This is a genomic window from Rhodococcus sp. PSi06 (assembly GCF_054960675.1).
The window spans coordinates 72,637-92,711 of sequence record NZ_JBHNYO010000016.1 but is presented as its reverse complement, the minus strand read 5'-3'; the positions used below and the strand labels follow the sequence as shown (position 1 = coordinate 92,711).

At 64.9% G+C, this 20,075-nt stretch carries 19 protein-coding genes and 1 tRNA gene; 5 read left to right on the top strand and 15 right to left on the bottom strand.

Annotation, left to right across the window (positions count from 1 at the left end):
- Positions 1-69: 69 nt before the first annotated feature.
- A complete protein-coding gene (locus ACFI9K_RS20350) occupies positions 70-687 on the top strand; it encodes a DUF998 domain-containing protein (RefSeq protein WP_462665192.1) in 618 nt (205 codons plus the stop codon).
- Here the strand turns inward: ACFI9K_RS20350 and ACFI9K_RS20345 are convergent.
- Complete coding sequence (locus tag ACFI9K_RS20345) at positions 670-1,449, bottom strand: enoyl-CoA hydratase/isomerase family protein (protein ID WP_462665191.1); 780 nt, start codon at positions 1,447-1,449, stop codon at positions 670-672. The genes ACFI9K_RS20350 and ACFI9K_RS20345 overlap by 18 nt on opposite strands.
- Positions 1,450-1,523: 74 nt before the next feature.
- Between ACFI9K_RS20345 and ACFI9K_RS20340 the strand changes: the two genes are divergently transcribed.
- Positions 1,524-1,597 (top strand) — tRNA-Met (locus ACFI9K_RS20340).
- Between the two features lie 70 nt (positions 1,598-1,667).
- Here ACFI9K_RS20340 and ACFI9K_RS20335 read toward each other — a convergent pair.
- The 5 genes from ACFI9K_RS20335 to ACFI9K_RS20315 form a co-directional block, all read right to left on the bottom strand.
- On the bottom strand, positions 1,668-2,306 hold the full coding sequence (locus tag ACFI9K_RS20335) for an LON peptidase substrate-binding domain-containing protein (RefSeq protein WP_462665190.1): 639 nt from the start codon (positions 2,304-2,306) through the stop codon (positions 1,668-1,670).
- On the bottom strand, positions 2,303-3,235 hold the full coding sequence (locus tag ACFI9K_RS20330) for an alpha/beta fold hydrolase (protein ID WP_462665189.1): 933 nt from the start codon (positions 3,233-3,235) through the stop codon (positions 2,303-2,305). Before ACFI9K_RS20330 ends, ACFI9K_RS20335 begins: the two co-directional genes overlap by 4 nt.
- 98 nt (positions 3,236-3,333) lie before the next feature.
- The gene (locus ACFI9K_RS20325; protein ID WP_462665188.1) at positions 3,334-5,874 is read right to left on the bottom strand and encodes an alpha/beta fold hydrolase; all 2,541 of its coding nucleotides are present in this window, start codon (positions 5,872-5,874) and stop codon (positions 3,334-3,336) included.
- Positions 5,875-6,056: 182 nt separating this feature from the next.
- The gene (locus ACFI9K_RS20320; protein ID WP_462665233.1) at positions 6,057-8,579 is read right to left on the bottom strand and encodes an ABC transporter permease; all 2,523 of its coding nucleotides are present in this window, start codon (positions 8,577-8,579) and stop codon (positions 6,057-6,059) included.
- Positions 8,580-8,632: 53 nt separating this feature from the next.
- Entirely contained in the window at positions 8,633-9,367 is a 735-nt protein-coding gene (locus ACFI9K_RS20315; protein ID WP_462665187.1) for an ABC transporter ATP-binding protein, read from the bottom strand.
- 75 nt (positions 9,368-9,442) lie between these two features.
- Here ACFI9K_RS20315 and ACFI9K_RS20310 point away from each other — a divergent pair, with 75 nt between their 5' ends.
- On the top strand, positions 9,443-10,207 hold the full coding sequence (locus ACFI9K_RS20310; RefSeq protein ID WP_222091625.1) for a deoxyribonuclease IV: 765 nt from the start codon (positions 9,443-9,445) through the stop codon (positions 10,205-10,207).
- On the opposite strand, the gene ACFI9K_RS20305 is transcribed toward ACFI9K_RS20310, so the two are convergent.
- The 5 genes from ACFI9K_RS20305 to ACFI9K_RS20285 form a co-directional block, all read right to left on the bottom strand.
- Positions 10,185-10,910: a hypothetical protein gene (locus ACFI9K_RS20305; protein WP_462665186.1), complete on the bottom strand. Its 726-nt coding sequence runs from the start codon at positions 10,908-10,910 to the stop codon at positions 10,185-10,187. The two genes, ACFI9K_RS20310 and ACFI9K_RS20305, sit on opposite strands and share 23 nt — an antisense overlap.
- Before the next feature lie 56 nt (positions 10,911-10,966).
- On the bottom strand, positions 10,967-11,482 hold the full coding sequence (locus ACFI9K_RS20300) for a DUF309 domain-containing protein (protein WP_462665185.1): 516 nt from the start codon (positions 11,480-11,482) through the stop codon (positions 10,967-10,969).
- Positions 11,483-11,492: 10 nt separating this feature from the next.
- Complete coding sequence (locus ACFI9K_RS20295) at positions 11,493-12,770, bottom strand: multidrug effflux MFS transporter (RefSeq protein ID WP_462665184.1); 1,278 nt, start codon at positions 12,768-12,770, stop codon at positions 11,493-11,495.
- 84 nt (positions 12,771-12,854) lie between these two features.
- The gene (locus ACFI9K_RS20290; RefSeq protein WP_462665183.1) at positions 12,855-13,799 is read right to left on the bottom strand and encodes an aldo/keto reductase; all 945 of its coding nucleotides are present in this window, start codon (positions 13,797-13,799) and stop codon (positions 12,855-12,857) included.
- 52 nt (positions 13,800-13,851) lie between these two features.
- On the bottom strand, positions 13,852-14,784 hold the full coding sequence (locus ACFI9K_RS20285; RefSeq protein ID WP_462665182.1) for a DNA-3-methyladenine glycosylase family protein: 933 nt from the start codon (positions 14,782-14,784) through the stop codon (positions 13,852-13,854).
- Positions 14,785-14,906: 122 nt separating this feature from the next.
- Here ACFI9K_RS20285 and ACFI9K_RS20280 point away from each other — a divergent pair, with 122 nt between their 5' ends.
- A complete protein-coding gene (locus tag ACFI9K_RS20280; RefSeq protein ID WP_462665181.1) occupies positions 14,907-16,100 on the top strand; it encodes an MFS transporter in 1,194 nt (397 codons plus the stop codon).
- 78 nt (positions 16,101-16,178) lie between these two features.
- A complete protein-coding gene (locus tag ACFI9K_RS20275; RefSeq protein WP_462665180.1) occupies positions 16,179-16,763 on the top strand; it encodes a ribonuclease H family protein in 585 nt (194 codons plus the stop codon).
- 16 nt (positions 16,764-16,779) lie between these two features.
- Here the strand turns inward: ACFI9K_RS20275 and ACFI9K_RS20270 are convergent, their stop codons facing one another.
- The 4 genes from ACFI9K_RS20270 to ACFI9K_RS20255 all read right to left on the bottom strand — a co-directional run bounded on the left by ACFI9K_RS20270 (position 16,780) and on the right by ACFI9K_RS20255 (position 20,052).
- A complete protein-coding gene (locus ACFI9K_RS20270; protein ID WP_462665179.1) occupies positions 16,780-17,664 on the bottom strand; it encodes a pirin family protein in 885 nt (294 codons plus the stop codon).
- A gap of 16 nt (positions 17,665-17,680) precedes the next feature.
- Positions 17,681-18,055: a hypothetical protein gene (locus ACFI9K_RS20265; protein ID WP_462665178.1), complete on the bottom strand. Its 375-nt coding sequence runs from the start codon at positions 18,053-18,055 to the stop codon at positions 17,681-17,683.
- A gap of 294 nt (positions 18,056-18,349) precedes the next feature.
- Entirely contained in the window at positions 18,350-18,655 is a 306-nt protein-coding gene (locus ACFI9K_RS20260) for a YciI family protein (RefSeq protein ID WP_462665177.1), read from the bottom strand.
- 20 nt (positions 18,656-18,675) lie between these two features.
- Entirely contained in the window at positions 18,676-20,052 is a 1,377-nt protein-coding gene (locus ACFI9K_RS20255; RefSeq protein WP_462665176.1) for an MFS transporter, read from the bottom strand.
- Positions 20,053-20,075 lie beyond the last annotated feature (23 nt).

The window sequence follows — 20,075 nt, the reverse complement described above, 5'->3', positions numbered from 1 at the left end:
CGGAATGACCCAGCAGGTTTCGGGTGGAGTCTGACTGTCGGAGCTGAGTGGGCCGTGGATACTGCAGTCGTGAAGAGAACTACCGTCCTGGCTGCTGGAGCGTTCCTCGTCGGCGGGGTGACCTACCTTGCTGCCGAGGCGATTGCGGCAATGGGCTGGACCGATCTCCGGTACAGCTACGCGCGCAACAACATCAGTGACCTCGGGATCCCGGCGATTTCACCGTGGCACCCGGTGATGAACACAGGGTTCGTGGTCGACGGCACGTTGTTCGTTCTTGCCGGCCTCGGGTTGTCGATGCTGTTCGAGGGCAGAGCACGATGGATTCTGCTGGGTACGTCGGTGGTGCACGGCGTCGGCAGCATCGTGGTCGGGCTCGCACATGCTTCGGTCGACGGAGCCTCGACCCCGCATGCGGTGGGCGCGGGCATGGCGATCGTCGGCGGTAACCTCGTGCTCGTGGCCGCAGGCAGGTACGGCGGCCGCGTCGGTGCGCCGCGTTGGTACACGGTGGGCAGCACCCTGGCGGGTGTCGCGGGGCTGGCTGGGTTCACGTTGTTTCTCGCCGACACGGGAATTCTCGGGGGCGGAACGTTCGAGCGAATCTCGGTCTACACCATCATCGGCTGGGAGATCGTCACCGGCACAACGGTTCTAGCGCAGCGCTACCTATCGAAACCTCGGTGACTCCTTGGCGAGGAAGGCGCGAACGCCTTCCCGGCCGTCGGCGGATCCGAATGCTTCCTCGAACACCGGTAGTGCGCGTCGTGCAGGTTCGTACGGGGACTGCCCGAAGGTGAGTGCGAGGGCTCGCTTATTGGCGTGCATCGCCGAGCGGGATTTCCGAGCGAGGGTCTGCGCCAGGTCCAATGCCACCGACAACGATTCACCGCGCGGTGCCACTCGATTGATCAGACCCCACTCGAGCGCGGTCTCGGCGGAGATCGGCTCGCCGAGCAGAACGAGTTCGGCCGCGCGGGCCTGACCAACTCGACGCATAGCGCGCATCGACCCGCCGCTGCTGGGGATCACGCCGAGGTCGATCTCCGGCAATCCGAGCCGAGCACCTGCGTCGGCGACGACGAGGTCGCAGCACATCGCCATCTCGAGTCCGCCGCCCAACGCGAATCCGCCGATCGCCGCGACCGTGGGTAGCGGTAGGTCGGCCAGCAGATCGAGCGTGGCGTTCTCGAAGACGCTCTTGCGTGCGAGCACGTCACCGTCGTTCTGCATCTCGGGCATCTCGGAGATGTCCGAACCGGCACTGAACACCCGCTCGCCGGTCAGAACCACCGCTCGAATCTCGTTGTCGGCAGCCAGGTCTCGTAGAACGGCGTTCAGCCGCCGCGTCGCGGGACGGGTCAGCGCATTGACCGGGGGGTTGCTCAGCAAGATCTGTGCAACGGCCCGGTGTGGGTAGGACAGGACGGGTGACGACTCTGTAGCCATAGAAGACAACCGTAGAGCGTTGACCAGGCGATTGGGAGACTCCCGCGATGGCATGTACCGTTGAGGACACACAGCGCGGGGTGGAGCAGCTCGGTAGCTCGCTGGGCTCATAACCCAGAGGTCGCAGGTTCAAATCCTGTCCCCGCTACTACATTGATCAGGCCCGGCACATCGTGCCGGGCCCGATCTGCTTTCGTAGGTCTTGGTGGCCGCAGCTGTCAGGGTTGCAATCTGAACTGCACAACGGCCGTGACGTTCTCGATGGCGTCGTCGAGTGCCTTCTTGCGGGCCCGGGCGTTCGGTGCCGACAGGATGTCGAGTCGATCGGACTGACCCATCGGGATCAGCGCAGCCAGCGACCAGATCTTCTCGGCGGCCGAGATCGGCAGGCTCAGAAAGTCCGGAAACCCAGGAGTGACGATGTTCTCACTGGATTCGAGCCTGCCGATGAGCTCGTACAGATCCTCGACCCGCGACCACGTGGTATCGAATTCGGTATCGGCGATAACCGACTCGTCGTCTTCGTCGTGCCATGGTCGAACGTCGGCCAAAGGGTAGGGATCGTCGGGCAACCAGGCGTCGATCCGAATTCGTTCACCGCCGACACACTCGAGGAGGTACCTGCCATCACCGATGGCCTCGTGCCCGATGATGTGCGCGACCGTCGCCACGTCGTGCCGAACATCGCCGCCGCCGGCCTCGTGGCCACGTGCGATGAGAACGACGCCGAAGCTCGGGTCTTCCTGCTCGAGACAATCGTGCACCAGAGCCTGGTAGCGCGGCTCGAAGATGTGCAGCGGTAAGCGTTCGCCCGGGAGCAACACGCTTCCGAGTGGGAACATCGGGATGACGCTCACGGGCGATGCATCGGCATGACTGCCGGGGTGATCTCTTCGGGCGCGTCAGGTTTTGCCACAGCATCCTTCCCTTGCCCGCTCGAGTCCAAGAACTCGTCCAACAGGCGGAAGAAGAAATCCGGCTCGTCGAGCTGCGGAAAGTGCCCCGCATCGGGGAAGATCTCGACGCGGCTGTTGGGCACCTCGCGTCGGATGTTGTCCGCGTGCTTGGCCGGAATCATCCGGTCTTTGCCGCCCCAGACGAGCAGGGACGGAATGGACTCGAACCTCTCGAAGTGCTGCTTCGCGCTGACGGTCTGACCGCGCGGGCCCACCACCGCTCGCGTCGACGCCAGAAACGCCTCGCGGGTGGACCGGTCGGCAACGGACCGGAACGAGCGCCAGGTTTCGGTCATACTCGGGCCGGGCTTGACGGGAAGGCCCCACTTGCCCAGCTGCGCCAGTGCGCCCTCGGTGTTCTTGCGGAACCAATCGGACGCGAGCAGCGGGAGTACCAACTCGCTACCCGGCAGCGTCGCGGCCTTGAGCAGCAGGCTCACTTCGGGGCCAAGGCCGCCACTGCTGACCAGCGCGAGGCGATCCACGCGTTCGGGGAAGAGATACGTCATCTGCATGACGATGCCGCCGCCGAGGGAGTGACCGACCAGCGGAGCCGAGTCGATCTTCAGGTGATCCATCAGATCGCGAATGGTGGCCGAATGCGAGCTCAGCGAGTAGTCGCCGGACGGCTTGTCCGAGTCGCCGTGGCCGAACAGGTCCGGGGCGATCACGCGGTGCTTGTATGACAAACGCTCGAGCTGCGTACCCCAGGACATATGCGATCCGAGCAGACCGTGCACCAGAACTACGGGTGGACCGTCGCCGATATCGACGTAGCGCAGGACGTCCTTGTGTAGTTCCACGGACTGCAACTCGTACGGTGAACTCATTGTCGACCTCCTGTCGTATAGCTAGGACCTGTCGCGCCTTGTGGCACAACGTACAAGCTGAGCCGTTGTCGCAACAGACCGTGCAGGGCCGCCGAGCTTCAGCACCCGCCGGCGACGGTGTCGTCGATGATATTGGCGAGCTCCTCGGCCATCGGGTCGCGCAGCATGTCGACGTGATCGCCGGTGATGTCGAAGAATGTCAACTCACCATGAGCAACTGCTTGCCAAGACCGGGAATCCTTCACATTCTCATCTGTACGAACCACTGTCATTGAACCCGACCATGGAGTCGGAACATGCTTGTTCAACGCCACGTACCCGATGCTTGCGAAGACCAACCATTCCATGGTCGTCGGATACCGCAGCAACCCGGCGAATTGCATGCGGATCCACAGGGCGGCTGTGCCGAGGCGGCCGAGGTGGAAGCCCGCATCCTCCCGCGTCTGAGCCGGTGGTGCAGCCGGGCATGCGGCACCGCCGGGCAGCTTGTCCAGAAGGTGCCGAAACAGCCTGGTGTCGAGTAGAAGAAGGTGCGGAGAGCCGAGACCACGGTCGCGGATTCTTTCGGCCATCGCGATGGCGATCCACCCGCCGAGCGAATGTCCGACCAGGTGAAACGGTCCCTCGGGCTGGACGGTGCGTATCGCGTCGACGTAGCGCTTCGCGGTTCGCCGCACAGTGCGGTCCGGTAGTCCGCGCTTTTCTCGGCCGTGAGCTTGCAAGGCGTACACCGGATGACTGTCGTCGATGTGCTTGACGAGTTCGATGAATGCCATCGCGCCGACTCCGGCTCCACCGATCAGGAAGATCGGTGCTTTGCTGCCTTCGGTGCGCAGTGGTACGAGCACGTCATGTCGGTCGGACGTTCGTCGTCGAACGGCGTCCGCGTCACGTAGTCGGGCATCGACCCTGACAGCGAGAGTTCGAACGGTCGTCGCCGCGAACACGTCCTCCGCCGTGATGTCGACCTTCAGCCCCTCCCGCAGTTGGGCCAGCATCGCCGTTGTCGTCAGCGAGTTTCCGCCCAGCGTCTGGAAATCTTCGTTCCGGCCGATGAAGTCCAGACCGAGGGCAGCCCGCGCAGCCTCGGCGACTATGTATTCGGTGGGTCCGGCCGCCGCGGGCTCGACCCGTCGCTGCACGGGCTCCGGCAACGCAGTTCGATCCACCTTGCCGCGTTCGTTGCGTGGGATCGCGTCGAGAGCGACGATGTGCGTGGGCACCATCCATTCCGGCAAGGTCCGGCGCAGCGACGCTCGGATCTCGCCGACGGAAGGTCGCTTGGCGGACCGCGCCGAGCAGACGTAGGCCACCAGTTCGGTGTCGGTGCCGGAGTGTCTGCCGATCACCGCGGCTTCGTCGATATTCGGTACGGCTCGCAGAGCGGCCTCGATCTCGGCCGGCTCGACCAGGTATCCGCGGACCTTGACGGCGTCGTCCATACGCCCGGCGAGGTGCAGCGTCCCGCCTTCGTCGAGTCGCCCCAGATCGCCCGTGCGATACCGAAACAGGCCGTCGCCGAGAGCGGTGAATCGTTCGGAATCCAGACCTGCGTCGCCGAGGTATCCGTCGGCCAGGCATGTCGACGTGACTCGCACTTCACCGATCGCGTCGGTCCGACACACAGTGCCGTCGGTGGTGACGACCTCGACAAGTTTGCCGGGGATGGGGTTTCCGGCAGGCAGGAAGCCGGACGGCAATGTTCGCTCCGGTGGGAACTCACTGTAGGCGACGGCACCGGCCTCGGTGGTCGCGTACCAGTTGACCATCGTGGCGAGCCCTGCGAACGTTCGCCGGAAATTGGCGACGTCGTCGGAATGCAGGGCCTCCCCGTACGTGGTGACCACGCGCAGACTGGGCACGGCTGTGGGCCCGTGGTCGGCCGCGGCGATCGTGCGCAGCAGCGACGAGGAGCAGTGCAGGGTGGTCAGTGAATGCGAGGCGATCCACTGGGCGGTGTCCAAGGTGACACCCGACCGAGGATCTCGGCAGTGGACGGCTGCGCCGCTCAGCAGCCCTGCGAGCAGCGTGTTGAAACCGGCACCGAAACTGACGGGCAGTGAGTTGCCGACACGATCGCTCGGCCGGAGAGACAACGCGGTGGCGACCTCGTATGCCTTGGTCAGACACATGCGATGGCTGAGGATCACACCCTTGGCGGTTCCGGTGGATCCCGAGGTGTAGTTGATCACTGCGGTGTGGTCACCCGACAAGGTCGGTAGTGGAACACAGGAGTCGACGGTTGCGGCAACGGTGACGGCGTCGATCGCCGTTGCGTTCGCCCGGTCGATGATCGCGGCGCGTCGTTCGGCGGGCAGCATGGGGTCGAGCGGCACGAGCGGGTGGCCGGAGGCGACGACGGCCAACATCAGCACGATCGAGTCCGAGGAGTCGTCCGTGTCGACGGCGAGGGGACGGGAGTCGACGGGAAAGAGGGTGGCGATCTTTCGAGCCAGCGAGTACGCGTGATGCAGGAGCTCGTCGTAGGTGAGTGATGTTCCGTTCACGGAGAGCGCGATGGCACCCGGCAGGGCATGAGCGACCTCGCGGTAGCGCGACATGAGCGTGTCGCGGCTCTCCGGGCGACCCAATGGGGCCAGGGAGAGACGCGTGGGTGCATCGATGTCTTGAACCGACATGATTCTCCTTGCGCGAGCCCGACCCGCCATACCAGAGTTGGTTTGTGCGATCACAAACCGTCCATAAGACTGTTTATCGTCTCAAAGGTAGACGGGCGTGCCCTTTAGGCGCAAGCCGGAAACCGGACATTTCACAACAACTGGGTATCGCATGCGAAACGCCCGGTCCGGTTTCGGAACCGCTACAGGTCGGCGATTGCCTCCAAGGGCTTCGTGCGAGCCGCACGAACTGCAGGCCACAGTGCGGCCAGTACTCCTACGACAGCCGACCCCACCAGCATGGACGCGACCTGACCCCAGGGGACGGTCATGGCGCCCAAGCCCTCGTCGCGCAGGGTTTGTACGAACCCCCACCCGAAGGCGATTCCCAGCACGACCCCCACGATGGCCCCGAACAGTGCGATGAGCAGCGACTCGAGGTAGATGATGCGTCGAACCTGTGGACGCTGCATTCCGATGGCGCGCAGCATGCCGATTTCGCGACGACGCTCCACGACGGACAGAGCCAGCGTGTTGACGATGCCGAGTACGGCGATGACGACGGCCAAGGCCAGCAATCCGTACAGCACCGCGAGCAGGGTGTCGATCTGCTGTCCCTGACTGCCCTTGAATTCCTCGACGTCTTGCACCTGAACCACCACGAACGGTTTGGTGGCGGCCTCGAGATCGGTGCGCAGCGTGTCGAGATCGGTTCCCGGCACTGCTTTCACCAGCACCAGAAGATCCGATCGCGTGATGGACGGCGTCACCTTCTGGTAGATGTCGCCCGAGACGATCCAGTTTCCGATCAGCGGATTGTCGGTGAACACCCCGGTGACGGTCACCGGTACGGAGGCCCCGTCGACGGTGTCGAAGGTGACCTCGGTACCCACCGACCATCCGCGTGCGGCCGCTTCGGTTTCGGACACCGAGAAGCCGTTGCTGGCCAGGTCCGCAGTGCCCTGGACCATCGACAGATCGAACAGCCCTTCGGGCGAACCGTCGATGGCCGCTCCGTACTCCTCTTGGCCGGCGATCGTCACGAACACCGGATGCAGTACTGCGGTGCGATCCACGCCGTTGACTTGCTGGGCGGCCGTGGTGGCACCGGTCGGTACACCGATCGACTGGGGGCCCGAGAGGATGTAGTCGGCCTCCACTCCGGTGTCTACCAGCGAATCGACGCTGGCTTTCGCCGTGGATCCGAGCACGCCGATCACCGTGACGAGCATGAGGCCGAGCATCAACGCGAATGCGGTCGCCGCGGTACGACGCGGATTGCGTACGGAGTTGGTCCTGGCCAGCCGCCCGATAGCTCCGAACGGACGGGTGATCACGGCACCGAGTGCGCCGACGATGGGCCGCGACAGGGACGGCGCGGCCAGTGCGGTGGCGACGATGAGTGCGACTGCACCTGCCCCGACGGTCGCGGCCGCGGCTCCGCCGGTCGACTGCGCGCCGATGACCACTGCGGCCGCGCCGGCGACTCCCAGCCCGACGCCCACGAACGTTCGAGTGCGCAACGTGTCGCCGGCCGACGCGAATTCCTCGCGCATCGCGGCGACCGGCGGAATCTTGGCTGCTCGACGTGCCGGTGCGTACGCGCTCAGGACGGTGACGATGATGCCGACCGCGAAAGCGACTGCGACGGTGCGGGGTTCGAGTGCCAGTTGTCCCGACGGCAGCCCCAGATCGAAGGCGTTGAGCAGCGCCCGCAGACCGTAGGCCAGTCCGACGCCGCCCGCGAAGCCGAGGACACTTCCGATGAGACCGACGACGAGTGCCTCGAGTACCACCGAGCGGCTGACCTGGCCACGGCTTGCCCCGACGGCTCGCAGCAACGCCAGCTCCCGGACTCGCTGGGCAACGATCATCGAGAACGTGTTGTAGATGATGAAGGTGCCGACGAGCAGTGCGATGCCGCCGAAAGCGAGCAGGAAGTAGTTGATGAACGACAGGGCCGACTCCACCTCGGCTCGGGTTTCTTCCTGGACGTCCGCCGCGGTCTGCACTTTCAGGTCGGGAAGTGCCGCGGAAATCTCGTCCCGCAGATCGCTCTGCGTGAGCCCCTGTGCGGTGAGGTCGTTGCCTGCGACGTCGATGTACTGCACATGTGCACCGTCGGTGAACAGTTCGTTCGCCTGACTCTGCACGAACTGAATTCCGATGTAGCCGCCGGATTCGGTTGGGGTGGAATAGATTCCCGAGATCGTGATGTCGGTGATGCCCTTGGACGGCACGAGGACCGAGGTGGCGTCGCCCACCTTCAACCCGGCGCGCTCGGCACCGCCGGCATTGATAGCGACCTGCCCGGGAGCGGTGGGGGCGGAGCCGTCGACGAAGGTCGTCGGATCGCCCAGTCGTTGATCGTCCGGTAGGTAGGACTCGCCGATGGTCGGTGCGCCGCCCGATTGCACGGCGGCACCGTCGGAGCCGAGCAGCACGAGCTGTCCGCCGACGTACGGCGATACGGCGCGCACGTTCGGCAGAGCCGAGATGGCAGCGATGTCCTCGTTCGGTACCCCGCTCGAGCGGGCATCCTCCGGGCTCACGCGAACGTCAGCACCCTGCGCGGTATCGGCGAACAACGAGGAGAAAGTACGTTGCAGTGTGTCGGTGAAGACGAACGAGCCCGCGACGAATGCGGTGCCGAGAACGACGGACAGAACCGTCAGTGCCAACCGAACCTTGTGCGCTGCAAGATTTCTCAATGAAACCTTGCTCATCGGATTGCCTGCGGCCTTGGGTCGGCGACGCTTGGTGGAGACAGAATGCGCCATTATCGGACCGTCTCCAGCTTCTTCATCCGCTCGAGTACGGCGTCGGCCGTGGGCGAGTTCAACTGATCGATGACGGCACCGTCGGCCAGGAACACGACGCGGTCTGCGTAGCTGGCCGCCCGTGGATCGTGGGTGACGATAACGACGGTCTGGTCGAATTCGTCTGCGGCAGTGCGCAGAATCGACAGCACCTCACCGGAGGATCGGGAGTCCAGGTTGCCGGTGGGCTCGTCGCCGAACACGATGTCCGGTCGGCCGGCCAGCGCGCGGGCGCACGCCACTCGCTGCTGCTGTCCGCCGGAGAGCTCGCTGGGGCGGTGATCGAGGCGATCCCGCAGTCCGAGTCGGTCGACGACGGTGTCGAGCCATCCCTGATCCGGAGCACGGCCCGCGATGTCGAGTGGCAGGGTGATGTTCTCCAGCGCCGTGAGGGTCGGCACCAGATTGAATGCCTGGAACACGAATCCGATTCGGTCCCTGCGTAACCCGGTCATCTCCTTGTCCGAGAGAGCCGTCAGCTCGGTGTCGCCTATCGTCACCGTGCCCGAGGACGCAGTGTCCAACCCGGCAAGGCAGTGCATCAGAGTGGACTTGCCCGAACCCGACGGGCCCATGATGGCGGTGAATTCTCCGCGAGCGAACTCGACGCTCACCCCGGACAGTGCGTGCACCTGGGTGTCCCCGGAACCGTAGACCTTCGATACCTCGACCGCGCGTGCGGCAATCTCGCTCATGCGAGCCAGTGTTCCAGCGTTCTGCGCCCCTCGCTATCAGGGATGACCCTTAAAGCTCCCTCTATGATGGACCTCATGCGCATCGGAGCACACGTCCGCGACAGCAGCGACCCTCTCGGTACCGCAGAGGCGCTCGGCGTCGACCTCGTCCAGATGTTTCTCACCGACCCGCAGAAGTGGAACAAGCTCGAACCACACCCGCAGGGCGAGGCTCTGTCGGCGGGCCCGGTCGATGTGGTGGTGCACTCGTCGTACGTGCTCAATGTCGCGAGCTTGAACAACCGGATCCGCATCCCGTCCAGGAAGGCCGTCGTCGAGCAAGCAGCTGCCGCTGCCGAGATCGGGGCCATCGGTCTGGTGGTGCACGGCGGTCATGTCCGCGAGGGCGAGGACACCGCCAAAGGAATCGACAACTGGCGCAAGCTCTTCGAGCGTCAGGCCGAGCAGGGCGGCTTCGCAGTACCGATTTTCGTAGAGAACACCGCGGGTGGAGACTCGGCCATGGCCCGCCACTTCGACGACATCGCCCGGCTCTGGGATGCGATCGGCGAGTTCGGTGCCGGCTTCTGTCTCGACACCTGCCATGCGTGGGCCGGGGGCGAGGATCTCGTCGACGTCGTCGACCGCATCAAGGCCATCACCGGGCGAATCGACCTGGTGCACCTGAACAACTCGCGCGACGAGTTCGACTCGGCCAGAGACCGGCACGCGAACCTCGGCACCGGAACCATCGACGCCGAGATTCTGACGGCTGTCGCGCTGGCCGCCGACGCGCCGGTGATCCTCGAAACGCCGGCCGAGGGGATCGAGGACGACGTCAGGCTGCTGAAGAGCCTGTAGCGGCGGTTGCCATGGTCGTCAGATGGCGTGCGGCCACCGACCACAGTCGCAGAAGCTCGTCGACTCCATCGAGTCCGTCGGCCCAGCCGACTCGGGCCACCGCGGTGCCGGCCTCGGTGACGGCGATCCGAATGTCGATGGCGTATTCGCTGGTGGGCTCGGCCGATGCGTCGTCACGCACGATGATCTGCGCGCCGGCCCGTGAGGCGAGCGCGGGATAGTTGCGGGTGAGCGCGTAGTCGCGTCCGCGGTTCGGCACCGAGTCCAGTTTCCTCGCGACGTCGTCGACGAGGTTCTTGCTCTGGCCGGGCACGGCGAGCGCATCGGTATGAACGGCGGGAAGACGGACCGGGTGCAGTGCCCCTGTGGCTGCGAGGTCCACGTCGACCAGGACGCCGGCCGACGAACCGCGGTGGTTGTTCCTCTGCCACGTGCATACTGCGGATCCGAGAGCCGCGAGCAGCAGCTCATGAGAGCGGTGCGGGCCTCTCGGCACGGCCAGTGTCACCGAATCCTGCTCGAAGTGACCCGACGGCGATCGAGCATCGAGCAGGGGCCGCTCCGCCGGCGTCAGGACGGCCACCCAGTAGGGAACCTGTTCGGCGACTTCGGTGCAGAGGGTGCGCCCGAGCTGAGCGGGGCTGATGGTCTCCCCGCTCGTCAGTCCCTGTCGCGCGAGTCTCAGCGGTGCGAACACGGTCACTCCGACGAACCCCACTTCCGGTGCAGATTGTCCTAGCCTTACCTAATTCCAACAGGCTAGCTCGAGTTGGAATCGGGTGCCGAAACGCCCCCGTGCGGATCGGTGACTCGCAGTACCGGAATGCCGGGTGAGATCGGCAGAGTTCCGGTCTCCAACTCGTCGAGCAAGCCCTCCGACCAGGCCAACAAGCCGCCGACGTCGAGGCTGTGCGGTGGATCGACCTCGAAGGCGACCAAGCGATCGTGGCCCTGCCGAAGTAGCGATGCGGCTCCGATGCGATTGCCGCGCAGTAGGTGGGTCAGCCCGACGGCGAGTTGGGCGAGTCCCTGCCACAGCGGACGTTCGGCCGTCGGGCAGCTCTTCCACGTGCCTTCGAGTACTTCGTGAGCGTGAAACGGCATGCTCGCATCGAAGAATTTCTGTGCTTCGAGAACGGCCGCACCGGGTGGAAGCCGCATGTCGTCGGGCACTCGTGGGGTTCCGCTTCCACCGCGGGCCAGAGGCCGCCCGAGACCGTCGCGCGGCCTGGCGTTGAGGGGTTTACCGCGCGCATCGCGCTCGCGTTCGGTCATGGCGGTCACCCTAGTGGGTGGCTGCCGCTCCCTCGGTGAGATGCCGACCGGACGAGCGCGCGGTGATGATGCCCAGCGCGATCAATGCTGCAGCGGACGTCACGACCATGGTCGTGGACACGGCCACCGCGTCGTTTCCGAGTGCGCCGACGATCGGGGCGACGATGGCACCGAGACCGAACTGAGCCGCTCCGAGCAGTGCCGCGGCACCACCGGCAGCTTCGCCGTGGCGGGACAGTGCAAGGGCGGGTGCATTGGGCATCACGAATCCGACGGCCCCGAGCACGAACCACAGCGGAACGACGAAGCCCGCCATACCGCCGACCTCGGTCACCGCCAGCGCGACCATGACTCCGCCGGCAACGACGCCGAAGGACAGGGCCGACAGAACGATCTGCACCGGTGCGAAGCGTCCCAGCAGAAGGACGTTGAGCTGAGAAGCCCCGATCAGGGAGATCGCGCCGGCCGCGAAGACGATCGCGAACTGTTGCTCGTCGAGGCCGAACTCCTCCTGCAGCACGAACGACGACCCTGCGACGTACGCGAACAGCGACGACATCGCGAGAGCAGCGACCAGCACGAGCACGACGAACTGGGCATCACGAAGCAGTGAGCTGTAGGTCCGCAAGACCGGCATGACACCGCGTGCTCGACGACGCTCGGGTGGCAGGGTTTCGCGCAGCGACACGATCGCCAGCGTCATCAAGCCGACGCCCATGATCGCCAGCGCTGCGAACACCAGACGCCACGACCCGACCAACAGCACGGCACCGCCGAGAGACGGTGCGAGCACCGGGGCGACGCCCATGACGAGCATCAGGCGCGACAGCACGGTGGCGGCAGCGCGGCCGTTGAACAGATCGCGCACGATGGCCATCGCCACCACCGCAGCGGCAGCAGCTCCCAGACCCTGCACGACTCGCAAGCCTCCGAGAACGGCGATGTTCGGGGCCACGATGCAGGCCACGGACGCGAGGATGTGCACCGCGGTACCGACGATCAGGGGAAGTCGTCGGCCGACGATGTCCGACAGTGGCCCGATGACGAGTTGGCCGAGGGCGAGCCCGACCAACGTGCCTGCGAGGGTGAGCTGCACGGCGGACGACGGAGTGTTCAGGTCGTCGGCGATGGCCGGAAGAGCGGGCAGGTACATGTCGATGGTCAGCGGACCGAGGGCGATGAGCGCGCCGAGCACGAGAATCACCCGCAGGCGTTCCCTCGACGTCGGCTCGGTCACCGGAGCCGACGGGTTGGTCACCGGTGTGCTGGTGACGGCCGTGTCGGTCACTGACGTATTCGATGCTGGGGCCACCCGAAGGTCAGCAGCACGAGAGCGAATTATGTTCCCGCTGCTGACGTCGACTTTCGTGTTTTAGACCACTGCGTCGGACAGAACCGTCAGTTTCTCGACTTCCTGGCTGGTCAGAGTCAAGGCCGGTGCGTCGAGCAGGGCGGGCAGCTGAGAAATCTTGCTCACACTGGCGATGGGCGCGGTGATGCCCGGACGAGCCAGCAGCCAGGCCAGCGCAACGCTCGAAATCTCTGCGGATCGCGATTCTGCTATCTCGCGCAGGCCCTGCACCACGTCGAGCCCGGCATCGGAGAAGTACCCCGTGGTCAACCGCTCGCGCTGCTTGCCGGCGAGGTCCTCGCGGGTGCGGTACTTGCCCGTCAGGAATCCGGCGGCGAGGGAAAAGTAGGGAAACACGCCGAGTTGGTTATCGACGGCCAGCTTCTGCAGTTCGCCTTCGTAGTCGCTGCGGGCGACCAGGTTGTAGTGCGGTTGCAGCGCGATCGGAGGGGCGAACCCGTTCTCCTGCGCGAGATCGAGCCACTCGCGCACCCGTGCCGGGGTGTAGTTCGAGATGGCGACGTAGCGAACCTTGCCTGCTGTGACCAACTCGTCGAACGCGGCGAGGGACTCCGCGAGCGGGGTCGCGTCGTCGTCGTAGTGCGCGTAGTAGACGTCGATGTGGTCGGTCTGCAACCGGGTCAACGACGCGTCGGCGGCCGCTCGGATGTTGTCCGGGGCCAGCCCGCGAAAGTCGGGATGCTGGCTGACTTTGGTGGCGATGACGACGTCGTCACGGTTGCCCCGGGCGGTTGTCCACTTGCCGATGATCGTCTCCGACTCGCCGCCGGAGTTGCCGTCGGCAAAGGCCGAGTACGAGTCGGCGGTGTCGATGAAGTTGCCTCCGCCAGCGGTGAAGGCGTCGAGAATCTCGAAGGACGCAGCCTCGTCGCTGGTCCAGCCGAAGGTGTTCCCGCCGAGGGCGAGCGGAAAGATGTCGAGATCGGAACGGCCGATGGCAACCACGGATAAACCCCTTACGTTGGCGTACAACTCGACTGTACGAGCAACCGAGGGCTCAGTGCCACGTGTGGTCCACCAGAGCGGTTCGAGGACCGAACTTCGGCTTGGTGGCCTTCCCGCTCAGGTACAGCAAGCGAATCGCGCGATGCCGATGCGGAGCCAGGGGCTGCAGGTACTCGACCATCTCCGCGTCGTCGATCGGCCTGCCCAGCAGCGACCACCCCACCACCGCCGCCAGGTGGTAATCGCCCACCGACAACGCGTCGGGATCCCCCAGGGCGCGTTGCGAGGTTTCCGCCGCGGTCCAGATGCCGACGCCGGGGATCGCGCGCAGCCTGCGTGCGGCATCCTCCGATGTCATCGTCGACGCCTCCTCCAGGCGTCCGGCTGCTTGTGAGGCGCGGACGATGGTTTTCGACCGGGCCGGGTCGACGTTGGCGCGGTGGTACTCCCACGAAGGAATACGACGCCACACGTCGGGAGTGGGGAAGACGAACATCGGTTTGGGAGTCGGTCCCGGTGCCCTCTCGCCGAACTTGCTCACCAGATAGCGCCACGAACCGAACGCCGAAATGCCGTGTACGCGTTGCTCGATGATCGCCGGGATCAAAGCCTCGAGGACCAGGCCGGTTCGGCCGAGACGCAGGTGCGGCAGCTGCCGATGTGCCTCTTGCAGAATCGGGTGCTCCGGTGCGAATGTGCTGGCGTCGTCGTCGTGGCCGAGCAGCGCGGGCACCGCGTCCAGCAGTTCGAGTGCGCCAGGGCCCCACGCTCGGGCCTGGACGCTGGTCGGTGAAGCCTGGGTCAGGCGGTAGGTCACCGGACCCGAGTTCATTCTCGACGTGCGCCAGATTCCGCCGTCCGGCGTCGACTCGTAGGTGGGATCCCCGCGGCCTCGACGCAGAGGCGACAGCGACATCCGCACGTCGAGCCGATGCTCGGACGTGACGAGGCGTACGGTTCCGGTCGAGCCGGTGGCGTCGGACATTGCGTTTCGTCACCTCCCGGACTGTCAGGATCAGCGTCGACGGTGTATCTCTGGCAGAGCCCAGTCAACACCCTCGGCGGAGTCGACGGGAAATATCGTGTACCCGCTCGAGGAGGACAACCGTGATTCGATCGAGGACAGCATCGTTCGTCGGGGTCGCATTCGCGTTCGTCGTAGCGATGATGGGTACCACGATGCCGACGCCGCTCTACGCGTTGTACGAGGTGGAGTTCGGGTTCTCCGTATTCGTCGTCACGTTGGTGTTCGCGGCATATGCCGTGGGCGTGCTCGGGGCACTGTTGGCGTTCGGTCGCTTTTCCGATTCGCTCGGTAGGCGTCCGATGTTGCTGGCGGCCATCGCTTTCGGTCTCGTCAGTGCCGTGGTGTTCGTGACTGCGGGCTCACTGACGGCCCTGGTGATCGGGCGGGTGCTCTCAGGTATCTCGGCCGGCATCTGTGTGGGTACCGCCACGGTGACCCTGCTCGAACTCGTTCCTGACAAGTGGCGTGATCGAGCTCCGGCGATCGCCACGGCGGCCAATATCGGAGGTCTGGGTCTCGGACCGCTGGTGGCCGGTCTGCTGGTGGAATACCTGCCGCAGCCCTTGCGACTGACGTTCTACGTCGACATCGGACTGCTTCTCGTGGCTGCGGCCGCGGTCTACTTCGCGCCCGAAACCGTCCGGGTCGAGGCGGGCGCGCGTCCGCATGTTCAGAGACTGTCCGTTCCGGTGGAGGTGCGCGGTACGTTCGTGCGCGCCGCGGTCGGTGGGTTCGCGGGGTTCGCGGTACTGGGGTTGTTCTCCGCCGTCTCGCCGGGATTCACCGCCGGTGTGCTGGGGATCGACAATCACGCCGTCACTGGTGTCGTGGCATTCGCCGCCTTCGCTGCGTCCGCAGTCGCCCAGATCACCCTGCGTGCGGCCGATCCCGCGTCGGCGCAGCGCTGGGGATGCCTGGTCCTGGTGTTCGGTCTGGTGCTGCTCGTGTCGTCGTTGCTGCTCACGTCTCTGATCGTCTTGGTGTGCGCGGCGCTGCTCTGCGGAATCGGGCAAGGCGTGACGTTCAGCAACGGGATGGCCGCGATCGGTGCGGAGCTTCCGCCGCACCGTCGCGCAGAAGTGACCTCCACCTTCTTCGTGGTGCTCTACGTCGCGATTTCACTACCGGTGATCGGCGCAGGGGCTGCCGCGACGGAGTGGGGACTGGTGACTGCGGGGGTGGTGTTCTCGGCAATGATCGCGGCAATGGCAGCGGTAGCGTTCGTGCTGCTCACCGTCGACGGCCGAAAGGCCGCGGGTGCCAGGACGTCGTGACCCGGTTCGCCAAGTAACTCGATGGCGGTGAGCGAGTCACCCAGGGTTTGTCGGTAGCCCGACGTAGGGTCTGAGACCGTGATCATCGTGAGTACGGACGGCTCGTGTCTGCGTAACCCCGGCGGAGCAATCGGGTGGGCGTGGGTCAATCACACAGGGCCCAGCAACTCCGGTGGTGAGCCCTCGGGCACCAATCAGGTAGCCGAGCTCCGTGCCCTGCTCGAGGCAGTTCTGGCCCACCCCGGCCCCGAACCGCTGTTGATCGAGTCCGATTCTCAGTACGCCATCAAGTGTGCGTCCGAGTGGCTCGCCGGCTGGAAGCGCAAGGGCTGGAAGACGGCGAGCGGCACTCCGGTACGCAACCTCGAGCTTGTACAGAACATCGAGCGGGCCATCACCGATCGTGAGGGGCCCGTCCGGTTCCGGTGGGTCCGAGGACACGTCGGCAATCACTTCAACGAAGCCGCCGACGCTTTGGCGGGCGAAGCTGCCCGGGCCATCGCAGCAGCGGGAGCCAACGCCGGATCCATGCCGGCCGCAGCCGAGCCGGCCGTAACCACGCCGGCCGCGACCGAGCCTGCCGAGTTCATGCCTGTCAGGGCCAAACGCAGCACAAGCGCAGCTCCCCGGTCGTCGGAGCCGGAGATCGCGACGCTGTTCTGACGGTTGTGCTCGGCCGTCAGCCCCGAGGTTTCATGCGGGCGTTCGGAAGTTCGGGCGCATGGAGCCGCGGCCCGGGATAGCCCTCGACGGTGCCGAACTGGCCGTTCTCGGCCTCGTAGGCCGCGCGATACTCGACGACGTCGTCGTGACTGCGGCCGACGAAGTTCCACCACATCACGATTTGCTCGCCGAAGGGCGGACCGCCCAGTAGCAGGAACCGAACCGGATCCTGCGTCGGATTGTGCAGGTGCAGCTCGTGTTCACCGGGTTCGGCATACCCCAGTTCTGCAGCGGCCAGATTGGCATCGCCCAGGGTCACCGATCCTCGGTCGACGACGATCCCGTGCTCGAACGTCGGGTCGACCTCGACGGTGACCCGCGCACCGGCGTCGAGCACCATCTCTGCCCCGAGCAGTGGGGTGTATGTCGACACCGGTGAATTCTCGCCCAGCACGGTGCCGAGGAACACCCGGGCGGTGAGTCCAGGTGCGGTGACCGGCTCGGGCACGTAGTGCTCGAAGGTCGGTGCCACAAAACGAGATACGGCCGGAAGTGCGACCCACAACTGCATGCCGTGCAGGATGTCGGTCTGCGGTGTGGATACTTCGGAGTGACTGATGCCACGCCCGGCCGTCATCAGGTTCAGTTCGCCCGGCCGGACCATGGCGTGCGAACCCACACTGTCGCGGTGCTCGATCTCGCCCGAGAACAGCCAGCTGACCGTCTGCAATCCGGTGTGCGGATGCGGTGCGACATCCATACGCGAGTGTTCCGGGCCGTAATGATCGGCGAAACACCATGCGCCGATGAGGGATCGGTCCTTGTGAGGCAGAGTGCGACGAACCTTCATCGCGCGAGGACCGCCGAGTGGAACTTCACGCGGGGTCAGAACCTGGATCATGTGTGCTCCCGGATGTCTACTGAACGAGCGACGCGGTTCCGCTGAGCGTACGCACGTCGTACGCCTGCGCCGCGCCGTGCTGCTCGGAGGACCCGCCGTGCACGGTGTAGAGCACTGCGTACGAGGTGAACGTGACGTCTTGGCTGTCGTCCGTATCGACGTTGACGCGGGGAAGGACGACGAGCAGGTGGGTCCGGTTGCCGTCCGAGAGTGTCTGTACGAGGGTCCGCACCTCGAAACCCAGGTCGGATCGGGTGACGTCGGTGGATTCCAGAGTTTCCCCGCTCAGGACGAGCTGCGCCGCCCAGACTCCGGCGGATCGATGGGCGTCGACGGTTCCGGTGATGTCGTCGCCGTTGAAGTCGTAGTGGTTCGCTGCTGTGAAGGGCATGGTCACAGGCTATGCCTCGAGGAGGATAAAAAACTTCGAAAGAATTTCCATCCGGCACCCATCCACCCTGGGGAGGGCCGCGAATACAAGGTGAGACACCCGCTACTGCTGTCGCCCCCGACCGCCGTCAGTAGTGGGTGTCTCCCTTATGTTGCGGGCCCTAGTGTTGCGGGCCCTAGTGTTGCGGGCCCTAGTGTTGCGGGCCCTAGTGTTGCGGGCCCTAGTGTTGCGGGCCCTAGTGTTGCGGGTCCTAGTGTTGCGGGTCCAAGCCCCGTTCGGTCTCGGCCGCTCCGGTCAGCGCGAGAGAACCGCGCCGATATCGATCAGTCGGACTTCGTGAACATCGATCGTGTTCCAGACGCGGTTGCGAATGTACGGCTCGTCCTCGAGCCACCGGTTCAGAGCTGCGCGCTCGTCGAATTCCAGAGTCAGTGCCGATCCCACCATCCTTCCGGCATCGTCGAGGAGTGCGCCGGCGCTGAGCACCTTCCCTTCCAGGATCAGTCGTTCGACGCGAGCAAGATGCTGCGCTCGGCTGTGTTCCCTACGGGATGCTGCCTCCGAGTCGCTGTGGTCATTCGCATGGATGGAAAATTGCATGGTTCGTCCTCACTGTTCTCTCAGTTCTTCGAGGCCGGGTCACCGGACGTCGGGGCGAAGCGACGTGGCTCGTCGGCGGACGGTGGGCCGGAAGTAGGGATCGATTTGCGCAGGGCGACCACGAGGATTGCCGCCAGCAGCATCATCACACCCACGACCCACAGGCCCGCTCTGGAATTTCCTGTCGCGTCATTGAGCCAACCGGTGATGTAGGGCGCACTGAATCCGGACATGTTGCCGATGGTGTTGATGATGGCAATTCCTGCCGCAGCACCGGAGCCCACCAGGAACGTGCTGGGGAGGAACCAGAACACCGGGAGTGCAGCGAGAACGCCGACCGCGGTGAGCGAGATGGCCACCATGACCATGATGGGTGAATTGAGGTACAGCGCAACCGGAATGGAGAGTGCGCCCAGGAGCGTCGGCAGGGCTACGTGCCACGTTCTTTCGGAGGTGCGATCCGAGTGTCGGCTCCACATGACCATGGCGACCGCGCCGATCGAGTACGGAACCGCAACGATCAACCCCGTTTCGATGAAGGTGAACTTGGTGCCGAAGGTTTCTGCGAATCCCGCAACGATCGACGGTAGAAAGAAGCTCAACGCATACAGGCCGTAGGTGATGCCGAAATAGGCCAGTCCCAACGCCAGTACTCGCGGATCCCGCAAGGCACGCAGAGCGGAACCTCGCTTGTGCGTGGTGTTGGATTGCTCTTCCTCTGCCATCGCGGTCGTCAGCCAATTCCGCTCGTCGGCATTGAGCCAGCGCGCCTGTGACGGTCGGTCGGTCAGGTAGAACCACACGACAAAGGCGAGGAGGACGGCGGGTAACCCTTGCAGCAGGAACATCACTCGCCACCCGGCCAGGCCGAAAAGACCGTCGCCGTATTGGATTATGGCGGCGGACAAGGGAGCGCCGATGATCGAGGACAGTGGAAGGGCAAGCAGGAACAGCCCCATCAAACGCACTCGATACCTCGCCGGGAACCAGAAGGTGAGATACAGGAGTATGCCGGGAAAGAAGCCGGCTTCGGCAATTCCCAAGAGCACTCGCAGCGCGTACAGGCTTCCGGCATTCGGGACGAAAGCCATTGCAGAAGCGACGATTCCCCAGGTGATCATGATGCGAGTGATCCATATCCTGGCGCCGAATTTCTGCAGTGCCAAGTTGCTGGGGACCTCCAGAAGCAGATAGCCGAGGAAGAACAAGCCGGACGCAAGTCCGAACATGGTGTCCGACATTCCCAGGTCGGCACTCATCGTCAGTTTGGCGAAGCCGATGTTCGTGCGGTCGATGTAGTTGACGAAGTAGAGCAGCATGAGGAATGGGATGAGTCGCAACGCCACCTTGCGGATGACTTGCTTCTCTAGGTTCTGTGATGCTGGCAGGGTGGACATGATCGGTCCCTTCGGTGTGCAGG